Annotated in this window: 20 protein-coding genes; 15 read left to right on the top strand and 5 right to left on the bottom strand. The window is 70.7% G+C overall.

The features are described from left to right. The first annotated feature begins 14 nt into the window (after positions 1 to 14). From TOK_RS28055 to TOK_RS28030, 5 genes are all read left to right on the top strand, one after another. A complete protein-coding gene (locus tag TOK_RS28055) occupies positions 15 to 395 on the top strand; it encodes a metalloregulator ArsR/SmtB family transcription factor (RefSeq protein WP_172457832.1) in 381 nt (126 codons plus the stop codon). Then, positions 388 to 2619, top strand: coding sequence for a cation-translocating P-type ATPase (locus TOK_RS28050; RefSeq protein WP_098961009.1), 2232 nt, complete (start codon positions 388 to 390; stop codon positions 2617 to 2619). The genes TOK_RS28055 and TOK_RS28050 overlap by 8 nt, the downstream gene beginning before the upstream one ends. 243 nt (positions 2620 to 2862) lie before the next feature. Beyond that, a complete protein-coding gene (locus TOK_RS28045; RefSeq protein WP_098961008.1) occupies positions 2863 to 3180 on the top strand; it encodes a hypothetical protein in 318 nt (105 codons plus the stop codon). A gap of 1683 nt (positions 3181 to 4863) precedes the next feature. Beyond that, positions 4864 to 5925: a bifunctional 2-polyprenyl-6-hydroxyphenol methylase/3-demethylubiquinol 3-O-methyltransferase UbiG gene (locus TOK_RS28035; protein WP_098961006.1), complete on the top strand. Its 1062-nt coding sequence runs from the start codon at positions 4864 to 4866 to the stop codon at positions 5923 to 5925. A gap of 4 nt (positions 5926 to 5929) precedes the next feature. Further along, the gene (locus TOK_RS28030) at positions 5930 to 6259 is read left to right on the top strand and encodes an Lsr2 family protein (RefSeq protein ID WP_098961005.1); all 330 of its coding nucleotides are present in this window, start codon (positions 5930 to 5932) and stop codon (positions 6257 to 6259) included. 5 nt (positions 6260 to 6264) lie between these two features. On the opposite strand, the gene TOK_RS28025 is transcribed toward TOK_RS28030, so the two are convergent. The 5 genes from TOK_RS28025 to TOK_RS28005 all read right to left on the bottom strand — a co-directional run bounded on the left by TOK_RS28025 (position 6265) and on the right by TOK_RS28005 (position 9390). Beyond that, positions 6265 to 6867, bottom strand: coding sequence for a copper resistance CopC family protein (locus tag TOK_RS28025; protein ID WP_098961004.1), 603 nt, complete (start codon positions 6865 to 6867; stop codon positions 6265 to 6267). Next, positions 6864 to 7856 carry a cytochrome c oxidase assembly protein gene (locus TOK_RS28020; protein ID WP_098961003.1) on the bottom strand — a complete coding sequence of 331 codons (993 nt, stop codon included), beginning with the start codon at positions 7854 to 7856 and terminating at the stop codon, positions 6864 to 6866. Before TOK_RS28020 ends, TOK_RS28025 begins: the two co-directional genes overlap by 4 nt. Continuing rightward, positions 7853 to 8116, bottom strand: a complete 264-nt coding sequence (locus TOK_RS28015) for a hypothetical protein (protein WP_098961002.1) — start codon at positions 8114 to 8116, stop codon at positions 7853 to 7855. The genes TOK_RS28020 and TOK_RS28015 overlap by 4 nt, the downstream gene beginning before the upstream one ends. Positions 8117 to 8230: 114 nt before the next feature. After that, positions 8231 to 8587: a hypothetical protein gene (locus TOK_RS28010; RefSeq protein ID WP_098961001.1), complete on the bottom strand. Its 357-nt coding sequence runs from the start codon at positions 8585 to 8587 to the stop codon at positions 8231 to 8233. Between the two features lie 74 nt (positions 8588 to 8661). Then, complete coding sequence (locus tag TOK_RS28005) at positions 8662 to 9390, bottom strand: M23 family metallopeptidase (protein WP_098961000.1); 729 nt, start codon at positions 9388 to 9390, stop codon at positions 8662 to 8664. A 239-nt stretch (positions 9391 to 9629) separates the two neighbouring features. Here TOK_RS28005 and TOK_RS28000 point away from each other — a divergent pair, with 239 nt between their 5' ends. The 10 genes from TOK_RS28000 to TOK_RS27950 all read left to right on the top strand — a co-directional run bounded on the left by TOK_RS28000 (position 9630) and on the right by TOK_RS27950 (position 18573). Beyond that, positions 9630 to 10043: a hypothetical protein gene (locus TOK_RS28000; protein WP_098960999.1), complete on the top strand. Its 414-nt coding sequence runs from the start codon at positions 9630 to 9632 to the stop codon at positions 10041 to 10043. 156 nt (positions 10044 to 10199) lie between these two features. Continuing rightward, positions 10200 to 10724: a L,D-transpeptidase gene (locus TOK_RS27995; protein ID WP_098960998.1), complete on the top strand. Its 525-nt coding sequence runs from the start codon at positions 10200 to 10202 to the stop codon at positions 10722 to 10724. Then, positions 10721 to 11413: a thioredoxin domain-containing protein gene (locus TOK_RS27990; RefSeq protein ID WP_098960997.1), complete on the top strand. Its 693-nt coding sequence runs from the start codon at positions 10721 to 10723 to the stop codon at positions 11411 to 11413. Before TOK_RS27995 ends, TOK_RS27990 begins: the two co-directional genes overlap by 4 nt. Beyond that, a complete protein-coding gene (locus TOK_RS27985; protein WP_253258690.1) occupies positions 11410 to 12054 on the top strand; it encodes a vitamin K epoxide reductase family protein in 645 nt (214 codons plus the stop codon). The genes TOK_RS27990 and TOK_RS27985 overlap by 4 nt, the downstream gene beginning before the upstream one ends. Then, positions 12051 to 12650, top strand: coding sequence for a TlpA disulfide reductase family protein (locus tag TOK_RS27980; RefSeq protein WP_098961016.1), 600 nt, complete (start codon positions 12051 to 12053; stop codon positions 12648 to 12650). Before TOK_RS27985 ends, TOK_RS27980 begins: the two co-directional genes overlap by 4 nt. After that, positions 12647 to 14902, top strand: a complete 2256-nt coding sequence (locus tag TOK_RS27975; protein ID WP_098960996.1) for a cation-translocating P-type ATPase — start codon at positions 12647 to 12649, stop codon at positions 14900 to 14902. The genes TOK_RS27980 and TOK_RS27975 overlap by 4 nt, the downstream gene beginning before the upstream one ends. Next, positions 14902 to 15108: a hypothetical protein gene (locus TOK_RS27970; RefSeq protein ID WP_141566588.1), complete on the top strand. Its 207-nt coding sequence runs from the start codon at positions 14902 to 14904 to the stop codon at positions 15106 to 15108. Before TOK_RS27975 ends, TOK_RS27970 begins: the two co-directional genes overlap by 1 nt. Before the next feature lie 152 nt (positions 15109 to 15260). Further along, positions 15261 to 15533, top strand: coding sequence for a hypothetical protein (locus tag TOK_RS27965; protein WP_098960994.1), 273 nt, complete (start codon positions 15261 to 15263; stop codon positions 15531 to 15533). Between the two features lie 781 nt (positions 15534 to 16314). Beyond that, the gene (locus TOK_RS27955) at positions 16315 to 17364 is read left to right on the top strand and encodes a multicopper oxidase domain-containing protein (protein ID WP_098960992.1); all 1050 of its coding nucleotides are present in this window, start codon (positions 16315 to 16317) and stop codon (positions 17362 to 17364) included. A 3-nt stretch (positions 17365 to 17367) separates the two neighbouring features. Continuing rightward, the gene (locus TOK_RS27950; protein ID WP_098960991.1) at positions 17368 to 18573 is read left to right on the top strand and encodes a ZIP family metal transporter; all 1206 of its coding nucleotides are present in this window, start codon (positions 17368 to 17370) and stop codon (positions 18571 to 18573) included. Positions 18574 to 18798 lie beyond the last annotated feature (225 nt).

Genomic DNA, 18798 nt, shown 5'->3' with positions numbered 1-18798 from the left:
GTTAGTGTGTTTGCATGGTGAACGACGACGCCTGCGAGCTCCTGTGCCTCGACCTGCCGCACGCGGAGCGCATCCGGGCCGCGGTGCCCGGGGTGGACGACGTGGAGCCCTCGGCGGGTCACGCCCGGGCCATGGGTGATCCGACACGGCTGCGGATCGCGGTGGCGCTGCTGGTCGGCGATGAGCTGTGCGTGTGCGACATGGCGTGGGTCGTAGGCGCGTCGCAGGCCCTGGTCTCCCACCACCTGCGTCAGCTGCGGACGGCCGGTCTCGTCGCTTCCCGAAAGGACGGCCGGATGGTCATGTACCGGCTGACCGACCGGGGCCGGCTGCTCGCCTCGGTGCTGCTCGACGTCGAGGACCCGCGCCTGGTCGGGGAGGCCGACCGTGTCTGACGTCTGCTGCGGCCCCGAACAGGACCTCGACCGGGGGCCCGCGCGCCTCTGGCAGGTGCGTGAGCTGCAGTTCGCGGCGGCGGCCGCCGTGCTGCTCGGCGCCGCCGCGTGGGTCGTCGGCCTCGGTGGCGGGCCTCGTCCGCTGGTCCTGGGAATCGAGCTGGTCGCGGCGGCCGTCGCGGCGTGGACGTTCGTCCCGGGCGCGCTGCGCAACCTTCGGCACGGACGGATCGGCGTCGGCACGTTGATGACGATCGCCGTGATCGGTGCGGTCGCGCTCGGGCAGGTGGCCGAGGCGGCCCTGCTGGGCATCCTGTTCTCGATCGCCGAGGGCCTGGAGCATCACGCGATCACCCGCACCAGGCGCAGCCTGCGGGCGCTGCTCGGGCTGGTCCCGCCCACCGCGACGGTGATTCGGGACGGGCGGGAGGTCGTGGTCGCGCCCGACGGGCTCGTCGTCGGGGACCTGCTGGTGCTGCGGCCCGGTGAGCGCGCGGCGACCGACGGTGTGGTCCGCGCCGGGGGGACCAGTCTGGACACCTCGGCGATCACCGGGGAGTCGGTGCCGCGGGAGGCCGGGCCCGGCGACGAGCTGTTCGCCGGGACGATCAACGGCGGCGGCGCGATCGAGGTGGAGGTTACAGCGCTCGCGTCGGACAGCTCGCTGGCGCGGATCGTGCACATCGTCGAGGAAGCGCAGGAACGCAAGGGTGCCGGGCAACGGCTGGCCGACCGGGTCGCGCGTCCGCTGGTCCCGGCGATCATCGTCCTGGCCGCACTCGTCGCGGCGATCGGGTCCCTGCTGGGTGACCCGGGGGTGTGGCTGGAGCGGGCGTTGGTGGTGCTGGTCGCGGCGTCGCCGTGCGCGTTGGCGATCTCGGTGCCGCTGACGGTCGTGGCCGCGGTCGGCGCCTCGAGCCGGCACGGCGCACTGGTCAAGGGCGGCGCCGCCCTGGAGGAGCTCGGCCGCATCCGGGTCGTCGCACTCGACAAGACCGGCACACTCACCCGCAACCGGCCGGAGGTCGTCGACGTCCTTGCCGTGCCCGGCATCGAGAAGGACGAGGTCGTCGCGCTCGCCGCCGCGCTGGAGGCCCGCAGCGAACACCCCCTCGCCCGGGCGATCCTCGACGCCGCCGCGGGCCTGTCGACAGCAATCGAGCCGGCCGACGACGTGACCGCGATCCCCGGGCGCGGACTGACCGGCACCCGCGACGGCGTCGAGCTGCGGCTGGGCAAACCGGGATGGATCGACACCGGACCGCTGACCGACGACGTCGCACGGCTGCAAGGCGAGGGAGCGACCGTCGTCCTCCTCGAACGCGCCGGCCTGCTGATCGGGGCCGTCGCCGTCCGAGACGAGCTGCGCCCCGAGGCCCCGGAGGTTGTGCGCCGCATCCGCGAGCTCGGGATCGACGTCGCGATGCTCACCGGCGACAACGAGCGCACCGCACGCACGCTGGCCGCGCAGGCCGGGATCGACCAGGTCCACGCCGAGCTGCGCCCGGAGGACAAGGCGGCGCTGCTGTCGACGGTCGCGGCCGGGCGGCGGATCGCGATGGTCGGGGACGGTGTTAACGACGCTCCCGCGCTGGCCACCGCCGACGTCGGGATCGCCATGGGCGCCATGGGGACCGACGTCGCGATCGAGACCGCCGACGTCGCGCTGATGGGCGAGGACCTGCGGCACCTGCCGCAGAACCTCGCCCACGCCCGCCGAGCACGGACGATCATGCTGCAGAACGTCGGGTTCTCGTTGCTGATCATCGGGTCGCTGATCCCGCTGGCAGCGTTCGGTGTGCTGGGGCTGGCCGTCGTCGTCGTCGTGCACGAGACGGCCGAGGTTCTGGTGATCCTCAACGCGGTCCGGGCCGCCCGGACGACGCCGCCGCCGCCCGGATTGACGGCCGCGCCGGCCGTGGCGGGTCGTCACCACGTGTCGGTCGCCGCGGCGCCGGTCCTCGACGACTGCTGCGCACCCGCACCACGGGTACAGCGGGCCCCGGTGGCGGCGCCAGCGATCGGGTCGGGCTGCGGGGACGGCTGCGCGTGCTGTGCGGACCCGGAGCCCGACACCGCTCCTGACCGGAGCGTGCGGCTGACCCTCGACGTCGTCCCTCGCAACCCGTCGTCGCCGGAAGCCGACGCCGTCGGCAGTTGCGGGTGCTGCGACGACGCGGCGGCGACGACAACGCGGGCCGAGGGGCCGTCTCGCCGTGTCTGACAACGGCGCATGGTCGTGGCGTCCCGATCGCGGGCCTGCCCGCACGCCGGTGGATCGGCGGAGACCGAGCCTGTGGCCGGGGGGTGGAGTGGTCCCTACCTGTGGTCGGGGGGTTGGGTCCGGCCTGTCCGGGGGTGCAGCCGATGCCCAATGATGGCGTAATCGGGCAAAGTTCTTCTCAGCGACGGAGTGACCGGAACGGCCACTCCCACACAGACAAGAACAACCCGAGCGGAGCCCCCAATGTTCAAGAGCACCTGCCCCTCCAAGTCCCGCGACGATTACGACAACGACAAGTGGGACGGCGGCTACGGCGGCAAGAACGACAAGTGGGACAACGACAAGTGGGGCGGCTACGGCGGCAGCAAGAACGACAAGTACGAGGACAAGTGGGGCTGCCACGACAACAAGTCCGACCACTACGACAACAACAAGTACGACGACGACAACTACGGCTGCGACGACAAGTACAGCTCGAACGACAAGTGGAACGACGACAAGTGGGACTCCGGTTACGGCGGCAAGAATTACAACAACGACGACTGGAGCTACTCCAGCTGAGCACGAGGGCCGGGTCTGTTTCCCGGCCGGTGGCCGCCACCCGTGGGGGGTGATGGCTATCGGCCCGGACCCGGTCCAGACATTGCAGGACATGACGATGCGCGTTCGGGCTCGGGCCGCCCGAACGCGCGTCGTTGTGTGCGGTGAGCAAGTAGGCCGCCAGTGGCGGTGCTGCGCTCCGCGTAACCGGCGCTCGATCTCGGTCGATGTGGTAATCGTCTGACGGCCCATAGATGGTCGAGGCCGTGACGTGTTCCGGTGTGCGAGCGCCCAAGGCCGCGCGGGCCGACAGCCGACGGCAGGCCCCGGCCACGGCAGCCTCCTTCGTGGCCTCCAATCACGTCCGCAGATGACCACTGACGCCCCAGAGCGGGGCACTGACGTGCATCGATGCCGCCGCTGCCTATGGCTGATCCGTAGAATTCGTAATGCGAAGGTGTCGGGTCGACTCGCTAAGTCGACTCCCTTGTCCAGGTCAGAGACCTGTTAGAGCTGCAGATTTGTCATCTGTTCTGCGTCGTGGCCACTGTTTAGGACGTTTCGCACGTCGGACTGGAGAAGGCGTGGCCTCTGTCGACGTGCGTATGTCAGCACATTTATGGCAGGCACCAGTTCGGACCGCTCGATCTCGTCATGCGGAGTGGCGGAGCTGGCGGCCGTGACCGCTACCTGGGTGGATGGGTGCTCGCCGCGTGACGGCTCCACATCTCGACCTTGTCAAAGCTTGCCGATGGACGTATTGAGGATGGACTCGACTTGCCTGATGGCGTCGGGCACCCGGCACTAGGGGAATTGCCGGCCATCTACCGCTTGAGCTCGTCGTCCGAGACGCCAGTTGGCGACGCGATCCACACGGATCGGGCGCTGCTGCCACGACTCGCGAGGGCAATGCCACTTGTTCGCTTTGCCATGTCCGGGACTTCGGCTTACCTGCCGCTTGCCGAGCCCGGGCCACTCTGTGTTGGGGACTCCATCACGACGGACGGGTTCCGGAGAGAGGTGCGCCAGTGATGGTCGGGCAGCGTCAGGGTGGCCCGACCCTTGTCCGCGCCATCGCTGTGGGCGCGGCGCTGTGGGGTCTGACCCACACGATCACGCATCGCCTGGTCGCACCTGTCGTGGCAGAGCCCGTGGCGTCTCAGCGCTACGGGGGTCCGCTGGGCCCGTTGGTGCTCGCCACGCTGGGGCTCCTCGTGCTCTCTTCGTTGGCTATTGCAGGAGCGGCCCTTCGTGGCAGGTCGGGCCGGTTCGAGCAGTCCCTGCCGGCGACCGCGGCTGCCCCCGCAGTATTCACGGCGCTGGAGACACTCACTCATCTCGACGCCCATCACGGGGCCCCGCCCGTCGGCCTGGTGTTGATCGGGTCGGGTATTCATGCGGTCGTCGTGTGGATCGTCGGACAGCTCTGGGCGGCGGCCTGGTCCCAGACGTGGCATCTGCGTGCCTTCAGCGGCCGGTCAGCCGAGCCGGCCGACCGCCCCTCGACGTCAGGCGCTGGGGACCGGAAAGCCCGGTGGAGCCCTGCCGACACGTGGTCGGGTCGCGCGCCCCCGAGGTCGGCGGAGCATCCGACGCCCGTGTTGCCACGAGAGCTCACGCCGGTGTGACGACGGATCAGCGGCCGCGCGACCGTCCCTGATCCGTGGTGGCGGGCGTGCGCTCCGACCCCCGGAACTGTGAGACATGCCGACCGCACCGAGCCACTTGCTCTATCGCGCTTTCCGCCTTCGCCTCTGGCAAGCCATGCACGACGCAGTCCCGCAGGGCGAGCAGGGCGTCTACGCCGACCCCGCCGAGCTGCCGCCTCTGGACCCGTCCGACTGGGGCGAGCGGCAACGCGAAGCGTTCGAGAGCCCGGAAATGACAGCATTCGTCGACACCCTGCGTGTCGACGGGAAGGACGTTCGTGAGTCGCTGCTCGACGATCTCGCGACGTATCACGGAATCACGCCTGATCAGGCACGCGAGGAGTGCCTCGGCTGGGAACGGTCGAGCGCCGATGAGTGGCGCAGGGCCGGCGCTTCCGACGGTGAGAGGGGGCGTGTCGAGTTCTACCGGTCGACCCGATCCTGGGCGTTCGATCTCTGCTGGTGGGCGTACCTGCAGGCCGAGGGACGTGCCGACGCCTCGAACGTGATGGCGCTGCGGTTCGCACAACAGCACGTGATCGGTCGCCGGCACCTGGATTTCGGTTCCGGCATCGGCGTCACGAGCCAGCTGTTCGCCCGGTCGGGCTGGTCATCCACCTCGGCCGACCTGTCCTCGACGCTGCTGGACTTCGTGCGCTTTCGGCACGAGCGCCGGGACGACGAGGTGACCAGGATCGACCTCGGTGAGGCCGGGCTGCCAGCGGGCGCGTTCGATGCGATCACCGCCGTCGACACCCTCGCCCATGTGCCGGACGTCTACGCCACGTGCCGGCGGTTGCATGCCGCGCTGGGCCCGGGTGGTGTCCTGATCGCGAACTTCGACATCCGGGAGCCGTCGGACGGGACGGCATGGCACCTGTACTCCGACGCGCAGCGACCACTTTTCGACCTACGTCGGGCGGGTTTCGTCCCGATCGGCTCCGTCGGTTACGGCCTCGTCGGCTACCGCAAGGCTCGGGCACAGGGGGTTGGACACGTCGCCCGTTCGGTATGGGCGTGGTGCGTGCTGGTGAGCCCTGCGAGGCGCGCGGCCCGACGGATCACGAGGCCAGCGCTTCGAAGGCTCGCGGCCGCAGCTCGTCGCAGGCGCGGCTGACGAGATGGCGCGCCACATCGTCACCTCGGTCGTCGATGACCTCGATGCATCACCCGCCGACGAGACCGTCCTGTTCTCGCTGGACGGACTGTCCTACGAGATCGACCTGTCCATATCGAACGCCGCGGCGCTACGTCGGCTGTTGGCCCCGTACGCGGCGAAGGCGCGGCCGCGCGAGCCTGCCGCGGGGAGGGACGCAGGCTGGCGGACTGCGGCCGAACGGCGACGTACCACCGCGATCAGGCGGTGGGCTCTGGCGGAGGGTATGCAGGTGACGGCGCGCGGGAGACTGCCTGCTCAAGTCACCGAGCGCTACCTGCGTCGACACGACTGACCGGTTCACTTCGCGATTCTGCGGATCACGAAGATCGCTGCGGCGACGACGAGGATCGCGCCGACCAGCCACGGCCAGATCGGTGCGCCACCGTTCTGGACCTCTGCCGCCGGACTCAGCGGTGCCGCCTGTGCGGTCGGAGGGGCCGGTGTGTTCGGGGTGACCGGGACGGCCGCGGAGGTCGGAGCGGTGTTCGTCGTGACCCGGTAGGTGACGCCGCCGCTGATGGGATGGCCGTCCTGCGAGGTGACCCGGTAGGCGAGGGTGTACTCGCCTACCGGGACGTCGGTGCGCAAGGGGACGACGACGGTCGACCCCTCGACCCGCGTCGGGCCGGCCTCCCAGCGGCTGCCGTCGGGCGTCGTCACAGCGGTCTGCACGAACAGCGGATCGAGCGGTGCACTGAACACAAGACGTGCGGCGTCCGGGGCCGTCGCGAGCTGGGCGCCGTTCGCTGGGGTAGAGCTGCCCAGCTCGTCGTGGGCGAGCGCGGGCGTCGCCGTCCCCAGCACGATGAGCGCGGCGACGGCGGCGGCCGCGGCGACTCGGACGAGCCAGGCGGCTGCGCGGCGCGGGCGGGTGGGCGGTTTCGGGTCCACGGTGGTCATGGTGTCGGCTCCTCGAGCGCGTCGGTGCGGGTCGAGACGGATTTGGTCGGATCGGACGAGCGGGGCAGCCGGGGGACGACATCGGGCGCGGCCGAGAGCCACCACGGCGGGGTGGTGACGGCCGAGCCGTGGATGCGGTCGAGGTGACGGTCGATGCGGCGCTGCTCGCGTTCCTCGCTGCGGCTCCACTGGGAGAACATGCCGCCGAGCAGGAACAGCACGACGACGTCGCCGAAGATCCACAGCAGCCCGCCGCCGACCTTCTGGTCGGCCAGCGGGTCGTTGCCCCAGCGGCTCGCGACGGCGAGGAAGAAGCCCGGCGCGAGCAGGCTGTCGCGCAGCATGATCGGGATGCCGAGGACGATGTGCGCCGGTCCGAGCCCGACGACGAGCAGCAGCCGCAGCACGTAGGGCAGAGGGTTGGGCAGCGGGTCGATGCCCAGCAGCGGCCAGTACAGCAGTGCGCCGACGAGCACGAAGTGCAGGTGCGTGAGGTCGTGGACCAGCCCGTTGGTGAGCCCGATCTCGAACAACGAGCTGTAGATCAGCACGAACGGCGTGATCACGAACAGGACGTAGGCGACCAGTGGGTGTGTCACCACGGCGACGTAGCGGCTGTGCAGGACGGCCAGCAGGATGCGGCGGGGCCGCCCGGAGGAGGCGCGCAACGCCAATGTCACGGGCGCGGCCATGCCCAGGGGTGCGGGGGCGATCATCTGCAGCACCATGTGCTGCACGGCGCTCATCGCGAACGACGCGCTGTCGTAGACGCCGATCGCCGAGCTCGTCGACACCCCGATGAGGCCGAGGCCGACGAACCAGAGCACGGTCCGGCCGCGTTTCCACGGGACCCCTCTGCGGCGCAACGTGTGCACGCCGAGCAGGTAGGCCGCGCCGGCGACGGTGAGGACGGCGAGCTCCCATTCCGGCACGGCCCAACTCGTGAGTGCCTGCCAGATGCCGAGTGGTTCGGCGGGGATGTCACTCACGACGGGCCGTCGCGATCGGTCTCATCGAGGGCGGGTGAGGGTGCGGATTCTTCTACGCGCGCGGGCGCGGGCGCGGGCGCGGGCGCCGGGTCCGGTTCCGGGGCGGGTGGCGGAGTCGTGTTCTGGGCCCAGACGATCAGGAGCGACAGCAGGGCGACGCCACCACCGACGATGATCAGCGGCCACGGGCTGATGCCCGACCGGTCGGTGGCGGACTGGGCGAGGAGGGCGGCCGTGGACAGGCCGACAGCAGCGGTCATGGATCGGCTCGATTCCTGCGCGGCAGCACGATATGACGGTCGCGGCTGCGCGGGCGACGGGACGGGAAGATCGAGAGGGACGACGCCGGAAGCGGATCGTGCCCGTCGTAACCGCTAGTTGCGGTCGATACCGATCGTGAGCAGCAGGGCTCGGCCCGGGGGATGCGATCCGGTGGCGGGCGCGTCGCAGGCCTCGACGGGTGCCGCTGAACCGGCTACCGGCTCGACGTCGACGGCCGGGATCTCGTCCTGCGGCGGGGAGGTTGGGGCGGCCGTGGGCCCGGTGAACGACTCGCAGTGCAGGTCGTGGACGACGTGATGGCCGCTGTCGGGTGCAGCCGTGGTCCGTGCCGAGGCTGTGTCGGTCGCGGCCATCATCGCCGCACAGGCCACGAGCAACCCGATGACCAGGAGGACGAGCCGGAAGGAGCGATGGGCCCGCGCGGTGCGCCGGGCCGGTCTGGCGTCCACGATCGTCCGGCCTCCCTTCTGGCGGTTCCCGCGATCTTCTACGTTGAATAGAATCGGTCGGCCCACGGTAACCCTCATCCGACATCGAGCCCGCGCCGGGACAACCACGTCGCCGGGTCGAGCTTGCGGCCGTCGGCCGACCAGATCTCGAGATGCAGGTGCGGGCCTGTCGACTGCCCGCGGTTGCCCATCAGTGCGATGCGGTCACCTGCGCGGACGCTCTGTCCGACGCGGACCAGGCTGCGGTCGATATGACCGTAGAGGCTGACGCTGCCGTCGGCGTGCCGGATGCGGACCCACAACCCGAAGCCGGACGCGGGTCCGGAGTCGATCACGGTACCGCTACCTACCGCGAAGACCGGTGTGCCGACCTTGTTGGCGATGTCGAGCCCGTAGTGGGTCGTGCCCCAGCGTGGGCCGGCCGCGGAGGTGAGCCGGCCGGTCGTCGGCAGCGCGAACACCTGGCCGCCACGGGTGACTGCAGCGTCGGGCGCGCCCTGCGCGGTGGCGGCGTCGCGCAGTGCGGCGTAGGAGGCGATCGTCTCGGCCAGGCGCGTCGCCTTGTCCAGTGACGCCAGCGCGACCCGGTCGTGGCGCTCGGCTCGGACCGGGTTGACCCGCGGTGCGGGGTCGTGCCGCTCCTCGGTACCGACCTGTGCGACGGGCGCCCAGCGCGTGTCAGGCGCCGGGGAGTCGTCGGCATCGCTGTGGGGTGCGAGGACAGGGAACGCGACGGCCAGCGCGCCGAGGGTCAGCGACCCGAGATGGCGCAGCGGCATGGCGCGGACGTTGTGTCGGAACATCCCTGCTCGGCTGGGGAGTGGGGGCGGGCATCGGCGACGTTCGGCGCGAATCGTACGGTCACGGGGCGACGGCAGGTTACGACGGGGTCACGACGTCGTGCGCATCGCGGCGACCCGCGCGTCGTTGCAGCAGGTGTCGGGTGCACGCCCGAGGGTTTACCAACCGTTTGCGTGACGCTGGGTAGCATGCGTTGACCGGCGGGAACGATGCACCGCTGCGATGCTGGAGGAGGGTGAGGGTGCCGGCTCGACTGCACGTCACCCTCGTCGCGCTTCTGATCATGGTGGTCGCGCTCGTCATGCACACGGCGTCGCAGGACTCGGTCGCTGTCGGAGCCGTCGCGCACCCGATCCAGGTGTCCGCTGCCGAGCACGCCCACAGCGCGGTCTTCGCCGATCCTGAGCATTTCGGCGCTGCCACCGACGAGCCCGCACCGGCGTGCCCGTCCGACCGGCGTTCCACGCACGACGACTCCGGCACGCCCGTCTCGAGGCTGGCCGCGAGTGGGTCCGCCTTCTCGGTGCCCGCGGTGTTCTCCGAGCCCGCCCCGTGTGTCGACGGGGCGGCTGCCGTCGCTCCCGACAGGTCCGTCCCGACGGTGCAGGTCAGTGGGGTCGACCTGTGCATCGAACTCTGCGTCAGTCGACGCTGATCGGTCCCACCGCCGCTCGACCCGCCTGACGATCGTGCCCGCTGCGCGCGATGCCGTCGCCGGTCCCGCGGAGGTTCAGCGATGTCCCCTGCCGTCGCGCCGCGGTGACTCCGCGCGTCGATGATCCGTGATCGTTCCCCGAATCGAGCTCGCACCATGGCTGACCACCGTTGGTCCACCGACAACCGTCGTCCCCGATCCCACCGGCCACTCCTCGCTTTCGGTGCCGCGGGCGTCGCGCTCCTCCTCGCCGGGGGTGTAGCCGCGGCGAACGTGCCGACCTCGCGCACCCCCTACAGCCCGCCGGCCGGTCCGGTCGCGGTTGACATCGTCGCCGGCACGCCGTGTACCACAACGGCGCGCGCCTGTGTCGACCTCGACAGTCACAACGCCTGGCTCATCCGCGACGGCAAGGTCACCCGCGCGGTCACCTTCGTCGACGGCGACGTGTCCACACCCACCCCCACCGGCACGTTCAAGGTCGAGTGGAAGGCCGAGAACTGGATCAGTCGTGAATACAACTCGCCGATGCCGTACTCGGTGTTCTTCGCGCCGGGCGGTGTCGCCTTCCATGAGGGCAGGCAGACGACTCCGTCGGCGGGCTGCGTGAAGCTGGTCATGGGCGACGCCAAGGCCTTCTTCGCCGACCTGCAGGTCGGGGACGAGGTGCAGGTCCGATGAGCCGCAACGCGAAGGTGTCGATCGGGATCGTCGCCGCGGTGGCCCTGGTCGCCACCCTGGTCTGGGCACTGATCCCCGACGGCGGCGACAGCAGCACCGCGTCGCAACCCGCCGCGGTCACCGCACCTGCCCCCGGCGAGGCCGCGTCGATCGCCGCACGCACCGACAGCCGCACGCTCTCGCGGGGCAGCACACCGGTGACGTTCGTCGAGTTCCTCGACTTCGAGTGCGAGGCCTGCGGTGCGCTCTACCCCGTCGTCGAGCAACTGCGTGCCGACTACGGCGACCGCGTCACCTTCGTCGTCCGCTACTTCCCCTTGCCCAACCATGACAACGCCGAGCCCGCCGCGCGGGCCGTGGAGGCCGCGGCGCAGCAGGACCGGTTCGAGCAGATGTACTCGACGATGTTCGAGCGGCAGGCCCAGTGGGGTGACAAGCCGACCCGCGCCGATGACGTCTTCCGCGGCTACGCCCGCGAGCTCGGCCTCGACCTCGCCGCCTGGGACGCCGCCTACGACTCCCCGGCCACGCTCGAGAAGGTCCGCGAAGACGTCGCCGACGGCACGTCCCTCGGCGTGACCAGCACGCCGACGTTCTTCCTTGACGGCACGCGCCTGCAGCCCAAGACCGTGCAGGACATCCGCGCCGCCCTCGACGCCGCGCTGGTGAAGCAGGGTGGCGGAGCGTGACCGTGGCACTCGTGCCGCGGACGGAGGGGTCGGCGACCCACCAGCTCGCCGACCCGTTCCCCAGGCTCCTGCCGTGGATGCTGACGACCGGCGGAGCGACAGGACTGCTGGCATCCACCGTCCTGACGGTCGAGCGCGCCAACGTCCTCTCCGACGCCGACTACATCCCGAGCTGCAACCTCGGGTCGGTGCTGAGCTGCGGGTCGGTGATGCGGTCGCCGCAGGCGGCACTGTTCGGATTCCCGAACTCGCTGCTGGGGATCATGGGGTTCGCGATCGTGCTCACCGTCGGTGTCGCGATTCTCGGTGGCGCACGGTTCCGGTCATGGTTCTGGGCAGGCCTCCAACTGGGCGTCGCCGCGGGCGTCGGACTCGTCCACGTGCTGATGGTCATCACGCTCTACCGGATCGGGGCGCTGTGCCCGTACTGCATGGTCGTCTGGGCGGTCACCGTGCCGGTCTTCTGGTACGTCACGCTCGGCAACCTCGCCCGGACCCGGTCCGACGACCGCGACCGCGGTCCGGTCGCGTTCCTGCTGCGCTATCACTCCGTCCCAGTCCTGCTGTGGACGATCACTGTCGCCGTCCTGGTACTGGCCCGGTTCTGGTCGGAGTGGACCGGCTCGGCGGGCGTGCGATGAGACGGCTCCCGCTCCTGGTCGTCGCGGCCCTGCTTCTCGCCGGCTGCTCGTTCACCGCACCCAGCGGGAACGCGCCCAGCCAGGCGCGGGAGTTCACCTTCGTCGCGCCCGGCGGCCAGACGCGGCTGACCTACGACCCGCCCGAGAGCCGCGGCGCCGTCCGCGGCCTCGCCGGCCAGGACCTCGCCGACCCCGCCCGCACGACGTCGCTTCAGGACTTCGCCGGCCAGGTCGTCGTGGTCAACATCTGGGGATCGTGGTGCGGGCCGTGCCGGGAGGAGATCCCCGACCTGCAGCAGGTCCACCGCCTGAAACGGGACGACGGCGTGACCGTCCTCGGCATCGCGGTACGCGACGACCGCGACAAGGCCCGCGACTTCCTGCGCGACCGAGGCGTCGACTACTCGTCAATATTCGATCCGCCCGGCCGCAGCCTCGCCGCGTTGCGCGGCTTCCCGCCCAACGTAGTGCCGTCGACGATCGTGCTCGACCGCGGACACCGCGTCGCCGCGATCTTCCTCGGCTCGGTGCGGATCAGCGAGCTGCTGCCGGCGGTCGAACGGATAGCGGCCGAACCCCGGCCCGGCACCGGATGAGCGCCATTGTCGACACCGCCGGTCGGCGCGCGTACACCGTTCAGGTCGGCGGCATGACCTGTGCGGCGTGCGCCGGCCGGGTCGCCCGCACCCTCACCAAGCTCGAGGGTGTCACCGCCACGGTCAACTACGCGACCGAGCAGGCGCACGTCGTGTGCACCGACGACATCGATCCTCGAATGCTGATCGACGCGATCGAGCGCGCAGGCTACGAGGCTCGTCGTGTCGACGACACCGCCGCGACTAGCCAGGTCGGGAACACACTCGCTCAGCGGGCCGGTGACCTGCGCCGACGGCTCGTCGTCGCCGCGATGCTGGCCGTGCCGCTGGCCGACCTGTCGCTCGCGTTGTCGCTGTTCCCGGAGCTGCGGTTCCCGGGCTGGACGTGGGTGTGCCTCGCCCTGGCCGCGCCGCTCGTCGGCTGGTGCGCGTGGCCGTTCCACGCCGCCGCGTGGCGCGGGCTGCGCCATCGCACCGCGACGATGGACACCCTGATCTCAATCGGTGTCCTCGCTGCGACAGGCTGGACGCTCGTGGTGATGTTCCGTGGCGGGCCCGTCGAGCCCGGACTCGGCGCAGGTTGGTCGGCACTGGCCCGGGCCGGCGACGGGCTCTACCTCGACGTCGTCGCGATCGTCGTCGCGTTCCTGCTCGCCGGTCGATTCTTCGAGGCTCAGTCCAAGCAGCGCGCTGCGTCGGCGATGCGGGCATTGCTTGAGCGGTCGGTCGTCGACGTGGACGTGGTCCGGGGCGACGTCGTCCTGCGGATCCCCGCCGACCGGCTTCTCTCGGGTGATCTCGTCATCGTGCGGCCCGGGCAGACGATTCCGGCCGACGCCGTGGTCGTCGAAGGCCGCGCGGCCATCGACGCGGGCGCGGTCACCGGCGAGTCCGTACCCCGCGACGTCGGGCCTGGTGACGCGGTCGTCGGCGGCACCCGTGACGTCGACGGGCTGCTGGTCGTGCGGACCACCCGGGTCGGCGCCGACAGCCGGCTCGCGCGGATGGCACGGCTAGTCGAGAGCGCGCAGACGACCACCGCGAACGCGCAACGCCTCGCCGACCGGGTGTGCGCCGTGTTCGTGCCCGCCGTCCTCGTCCTGGCCAGCGGCACGTTCGTCGGATGGCTGCTCGCCGGGAACCCCGTCGCGACGGCCGTGAGCACGGCGGTCGCAGTCCTCATCGTCGCCTGCCCGTGCGCGCTCGGCCTGGCGACGCCGACGGCGATCCTCGCCGGCACGGGCCGCGGAGCACAGCTCGGGCTGTTCCTCAAAGGCGCACCGGCGTTCGAGGCGACCCGCAGCGTCGACACTGTTGTGTTCGACAAAACCGGCACGCTCACCGAGGGTCGCATGCAGGTCGCCGGGGTCATTCCGGCCGAGCCGGGTGGGGAGGACGAGCTGCTGCGGCTGGCCGGGGCGGTCGAGCACGGGTCCGAGCATCCGATTGGCGTCGCGATCGCCGCGGCCGCGACGGCCGCCGCCCGAGTCGACGACTTCACCGTCGTACCTGGCGCGGGGGTGTCCGGGCTGGTCGAGGGTCGGCGGGTGCTCGTCGGCCGGTCCGCGGGCACCCCGCTACCGGCCGGCCTGGCTGTCCGCCGTCAGGCCCTGGAAACGGCCGGGGCGACAGTCGTGGCCGTTGACGTCGACGGGTCGACGCTCGGCCTCATCGCCCTCACCGACCTGCCGCGTCCCGACGCCGCATCTGCTGTCGCCACGCTGCGCGGGCTCGGCCTCACACCACTGATGCTCACCGGCGACAACGCCCGCACCGCCGCGGCCGTCGCGACCGACGTCGGGATCGACCCGGCCGATGAGGTCACCGCTGAGGCATCGCCCGAGGACAAGGTCGCCGTCGTGCGGCGGCTCCAGCAGGAGGGGCACCGGGTCGCGTTCGTCGGCGACGGCATCAACGACGCGGCAGCCCTCGCTGTTGCAGACCTCGGGATCGCGGTCGGCCGCGGAACCGATGCCGCCATCGACGCCGCCGACATCGTCCTGGGCCGCGACGACCTCACCGCCGTCGCCGCAGCAGTCGAGCTGGCCCGACGCACTCACCGCACGATCCGCTGGAACCTGCTGTGGGCGTTCGGCTACAACACCGCGGCGCTGCCGCTGGCCGCGTCCGGCCTGCTCACGCCGCTGGTCGCGGGAGCGGCGATGGCGCTGTCGTCGGTCTTCGTCGTCACCCACAGCCTTGCGCTCGGACGCTTCCGACCGCCCCCACCCACACCGCCCCGGGAACAGTGATGTCTGACTTCCTCACCGAGCTCAGCCCGCCCCTCGCCGCCTTGATCTTCCTCGGGATCCCGTTGGTGGCCTGCACGGCCATCACCGCGGTGGTCGTCTGGCGCGTCCGTCGCGACCACCGCCTCCGCGGCGTCCCACTGCCTCGCGACGAGGACGACGTCACTGAGCCGATCCTCGGTCCCGCCACCGACGGCGGTGGGCGGTGAGGTCGGCGCAGCGTCGGGCAGGCGTGGCCCGGCGCGCTGCCGGGTCCACGTTAATCGCAGCAGCGCTCGTCATGGGCTGTGGCGAGCCGGTGACTCCGGGGCCGACCGACTCGACACCGGTGCCGCTGCCGGAACGAACTGCTCACGAATCCGTGAGCGTGCGGATCGAGCTCCTTCCCGTTGCGGCGGACACCCCACAGGAGCCGCGGCGGGAGGTGGTGCAAGCCGGGAGCCAGGTCGAGATCGTTGCCCCCACGGGAATGGTCGGGCAACTGCATGTTCAGGGTTTCGAGATCTTCTCGACGACCACCACGCAGCGGGAACTGCGTTTTCGCGCCGATGACCCGGGCACCTACGTCGTCGAGGCCGATGAGACCGGGCAGCAGCTCGTCGTCCTCGAGGTGCTGCCGGTCAGTTCCGATTGATGGCACGCGAATGCGCGTCGAATGGCAGGTGGCCGCGACGGTCATCTCCTTCCTGCAGGTCTTGATCGCGCGACGGGCCGAAGCGGGCGCGGCGTACAGGCTCAGCGCCGCCCATGTGGGCGGGTCCGGGGTGCGCCCTGGGCGACCCGTTCTGCTCGAACGCATGGAGAAGCAACGGTCCGAGTGCGCGCCGAAGGGAGAGGCCCTCGCCCCTCGACGCGCACTCGTCGACCAGCCGACCGACAACACCGAGCCCCCCACGGGCCGGCGCTTCCGACTGGTCGCGTCAGAACGGTTCCGTCAGCCCCCACGGGCTTTGGGTTAACCGACTTCGCAACCTCCGACTGGTTCGTCCGGTGAACAAACTATGACCGTTTCGTGGTTTTCCTGCTAGGGGGTAAACCCCACCTCGAGCACTCGGATCGACCTTCGGTCTGCCCCTGAGTGTGAGCCTCCAGGGCTGCGCGGGTGCAAGTTACGGCGACCGGGGACAGATCCTGGGTCGCCGCCGCCGGGTCCGGCTCCGACATGCTGGCCTGGGCACGCAACGGCGAGCTCGACCTGTCCGACGCCCACCGAGGACGTCACCACCGTCATGGACAGCGCCATCGATGAACTGCAGGCGCGCGCATGGCGGGCCTGCCGGCGGTGGTGGGGACGCCTGGACGACCGCCGGATTGTCTCAGTTTGAGGCAGCCCGAACTATTTGTGTCGGGCGCCCTGTTCGTGTGGCTCTGTCGCGCCTACAGTCCCTGGTCATGCCAGATGCCCGGGGCAGTCGATGACGACGCGCCGCCACTTCCTCGTCGGCGCCGCGGGAGCCGTCGGCGCCGCCACACTCGCCCCGGCACTGGCCGCGGCGCAGTCTCCGCACTCGGGCCACGGAGAGCAGACCGGCCCAGCCGATCCGCCTGCGACGGGGCATTCCCCGCACTCCGGCGTGAACGGCGCCACGTTCCGATCAGGCGCAGGCGTCAACCACGCCGCGAACGGGTTCGATCCCGCCGTGATCCTGCGCGACTTCGATCGCGGGAGCGTGTCGACGCTGTCGGACGGGCGGACCCAGCGCGAGTGGACGGTCGTGGCCCGGGACCAGGAGATCGAGGTCTCGCCCGGGGTCCGCTTCCCGGCGTGGACGTTCAACGGGCGAGTGCCGGGCCCCACGCTGCGCTGCACCGAGGGTGACGTGCTGCGGGTCCGGTTCGTGAACAGCTCGGCCCACCCGCACACGATGCACTTCCACGGCATCCACCCCGCTGAGATGGACGGGGTCCCGATGGTGGGTCGCGGTGTCATCTCACCGGGCGAGGAGTTCGCCTACACCTTCGACGCCGAACCGTTCGGGCTGCACCTCTACCACTGTCATGTCGGCCCGTTGGCCGAGCACATCGCGCGCGGGATGTACGGGACGTTTATCGTCGACCCGCGGCAAGGCCGGCCGGCGGCCGATGAGCTGGTGATGGTGCAGCACGGCTGGAACACCACGTTCGACGGCCAGGGCAACCAGCTCTATGCCGTCAACGGAATACCGTTCGCCTACATGAACGACCCGGTCCGGGTCCGGGCCGGTGAGCTTGTCCGGATCTACCTGGTCAACATCCTCGAATACGACCCGATCAACAGCTTCCACTTGCACGGGAACTTCTTCGAGTACTTCCCGACCGGGACCCGTCTGGAGCCGGCGGAGTACACCGACACGATCATGCAGGCCCAGGGCCAGCGCGGAATCTGCGAGGTCCGGTTCCCCCGCCCCGGCCGGTTCATGTTCCACGCCCACAAGACCGAGTTCGCCGACCTCGGCTGGATGGGCTTCTTCGAGGTGACGGAGTAGCCGATGCTCGAACACGAGCGCGACGAGGCGAGCAGACGACAGGCACCGCCGTGGCTGCTCGGCGGCGCGCTGCTGGCGGTGATCGGCGCCGTACTGGCCGCGATCGCGCTGTTCGGCGGCGCGACCCTCCCCGATCGCGCCGGTCCACCCGTCGAGCAACTCGCCGTGGAACGAGTCGTGCTCACGCCGGGGACCATCGAGCTCACGGTACGTGGAGCCGGACCAGACCCGGTGAGCATCGCCCAGGTCGCGGTGAACGACAGCTTCACCGAATTCCGGGGCGCCGACGAGCCGGTGGCCCGGCTGTCGACGGCCACCCTGTCGATCGACTACCCGTGGGTCGACGGCCAGCCCTACCTCGTCTCGCTGCTCACCTCGACCGGCGCGGTGATCGAACACGAGATCCCGATCGCGGTCGCGACACCGCCGGTCGCCGTTGACTCCCTCGCAACGATGGTTCTGCTCGGGCTCTACGTCGGCGTCATACCCGTCGTGCTCGGGATGTCCGTACTGCCGCTGCTCCGGCGCGCCGGCCCGACCGTCATGCGCGTACTGCTGGCCTTCACGATCGGCCTTCTCGCTTTCATCGGCATCGATGCGACGCTGGACGGGATCGAGCTGGCCGACCGCGCGGGCGGGCCGTTCGGCGGGCCAGCCCTGGTGTTCCTGACCGGGGCGGCGACGTTCGTCGTGCTCAACGGAGTCGATCGCTGGGTGCGGGCCCGCCAGCCGCGCGAAGGGCACGGCGGCCGGCAGGCGGCGCTGCGGCTCGCGTGGCTCGTCGCCGGCGGCATCGGGCTGCACAATCTCGGCGAGGGGCTGGCCATCGGCTCGGCATTCGCCGTCGGCGAGCTGGCCGTCGGCGCGGCCCTCGTGGTCGGGTTCGCCCTACACAACACCACCGAAGGACTCGCGATCGTCGCGCCGCTGGCCGAGCACCGCGTCGGTTGGCCGCGGCTGCTCGGGCTCGGGATGCTCGCCGGGGCACCCGCGATCGTCGGGGCCGTCGTCGGCGCCGCGGTCGACAACCCCACGCTGTCGGCGGCGCTGCTGGGAGTCGGGGTCGGCGCGGTAGCGCTGGTCATCGTCCAGGTCGCGGCGCCGCTGCGGGACGCCACGACGCGCCGGATCGTCGACCCGCCCGTGGCGGTGGGAATCGTCGCTGGGCTCGCAGTCATGTACCTGACCGGACTCCTCGTCGTCGGATGACCACGCCTGGGGTGGGGTGGTCCCTACCTGTGGTCGGGGGGTTGGGTCCGGCCTGTCCGGGGGTGCAGCCGATGCCCAATGACGTCTCAACCGGGCAAAGTTCTTCTCAACGACGGAGCGACCGGAACGGCCACTCCACACAGACAAGAACAACCCGAGCGGAGCCCCCAAATGTTCAAGAGCACCTGCCCCTCCAAGTCCCGCGACGATTACGACAACGACAAG

It is taken from the genome of Pseudonocardia sp. N23 (assembly GCF_002583555.1).
In the GTDB taxonomy this organism is placed as follows: Bacteria; Actinomycetota; Actinomycetes; order Mycobacteriales; family Pseudonocardiaceae; genus Pseudonocardia.
Note: the sequence above shows the minus strand (reverse complement) of the source record. Positions and strands in the feature narration are given on the sequence as shown.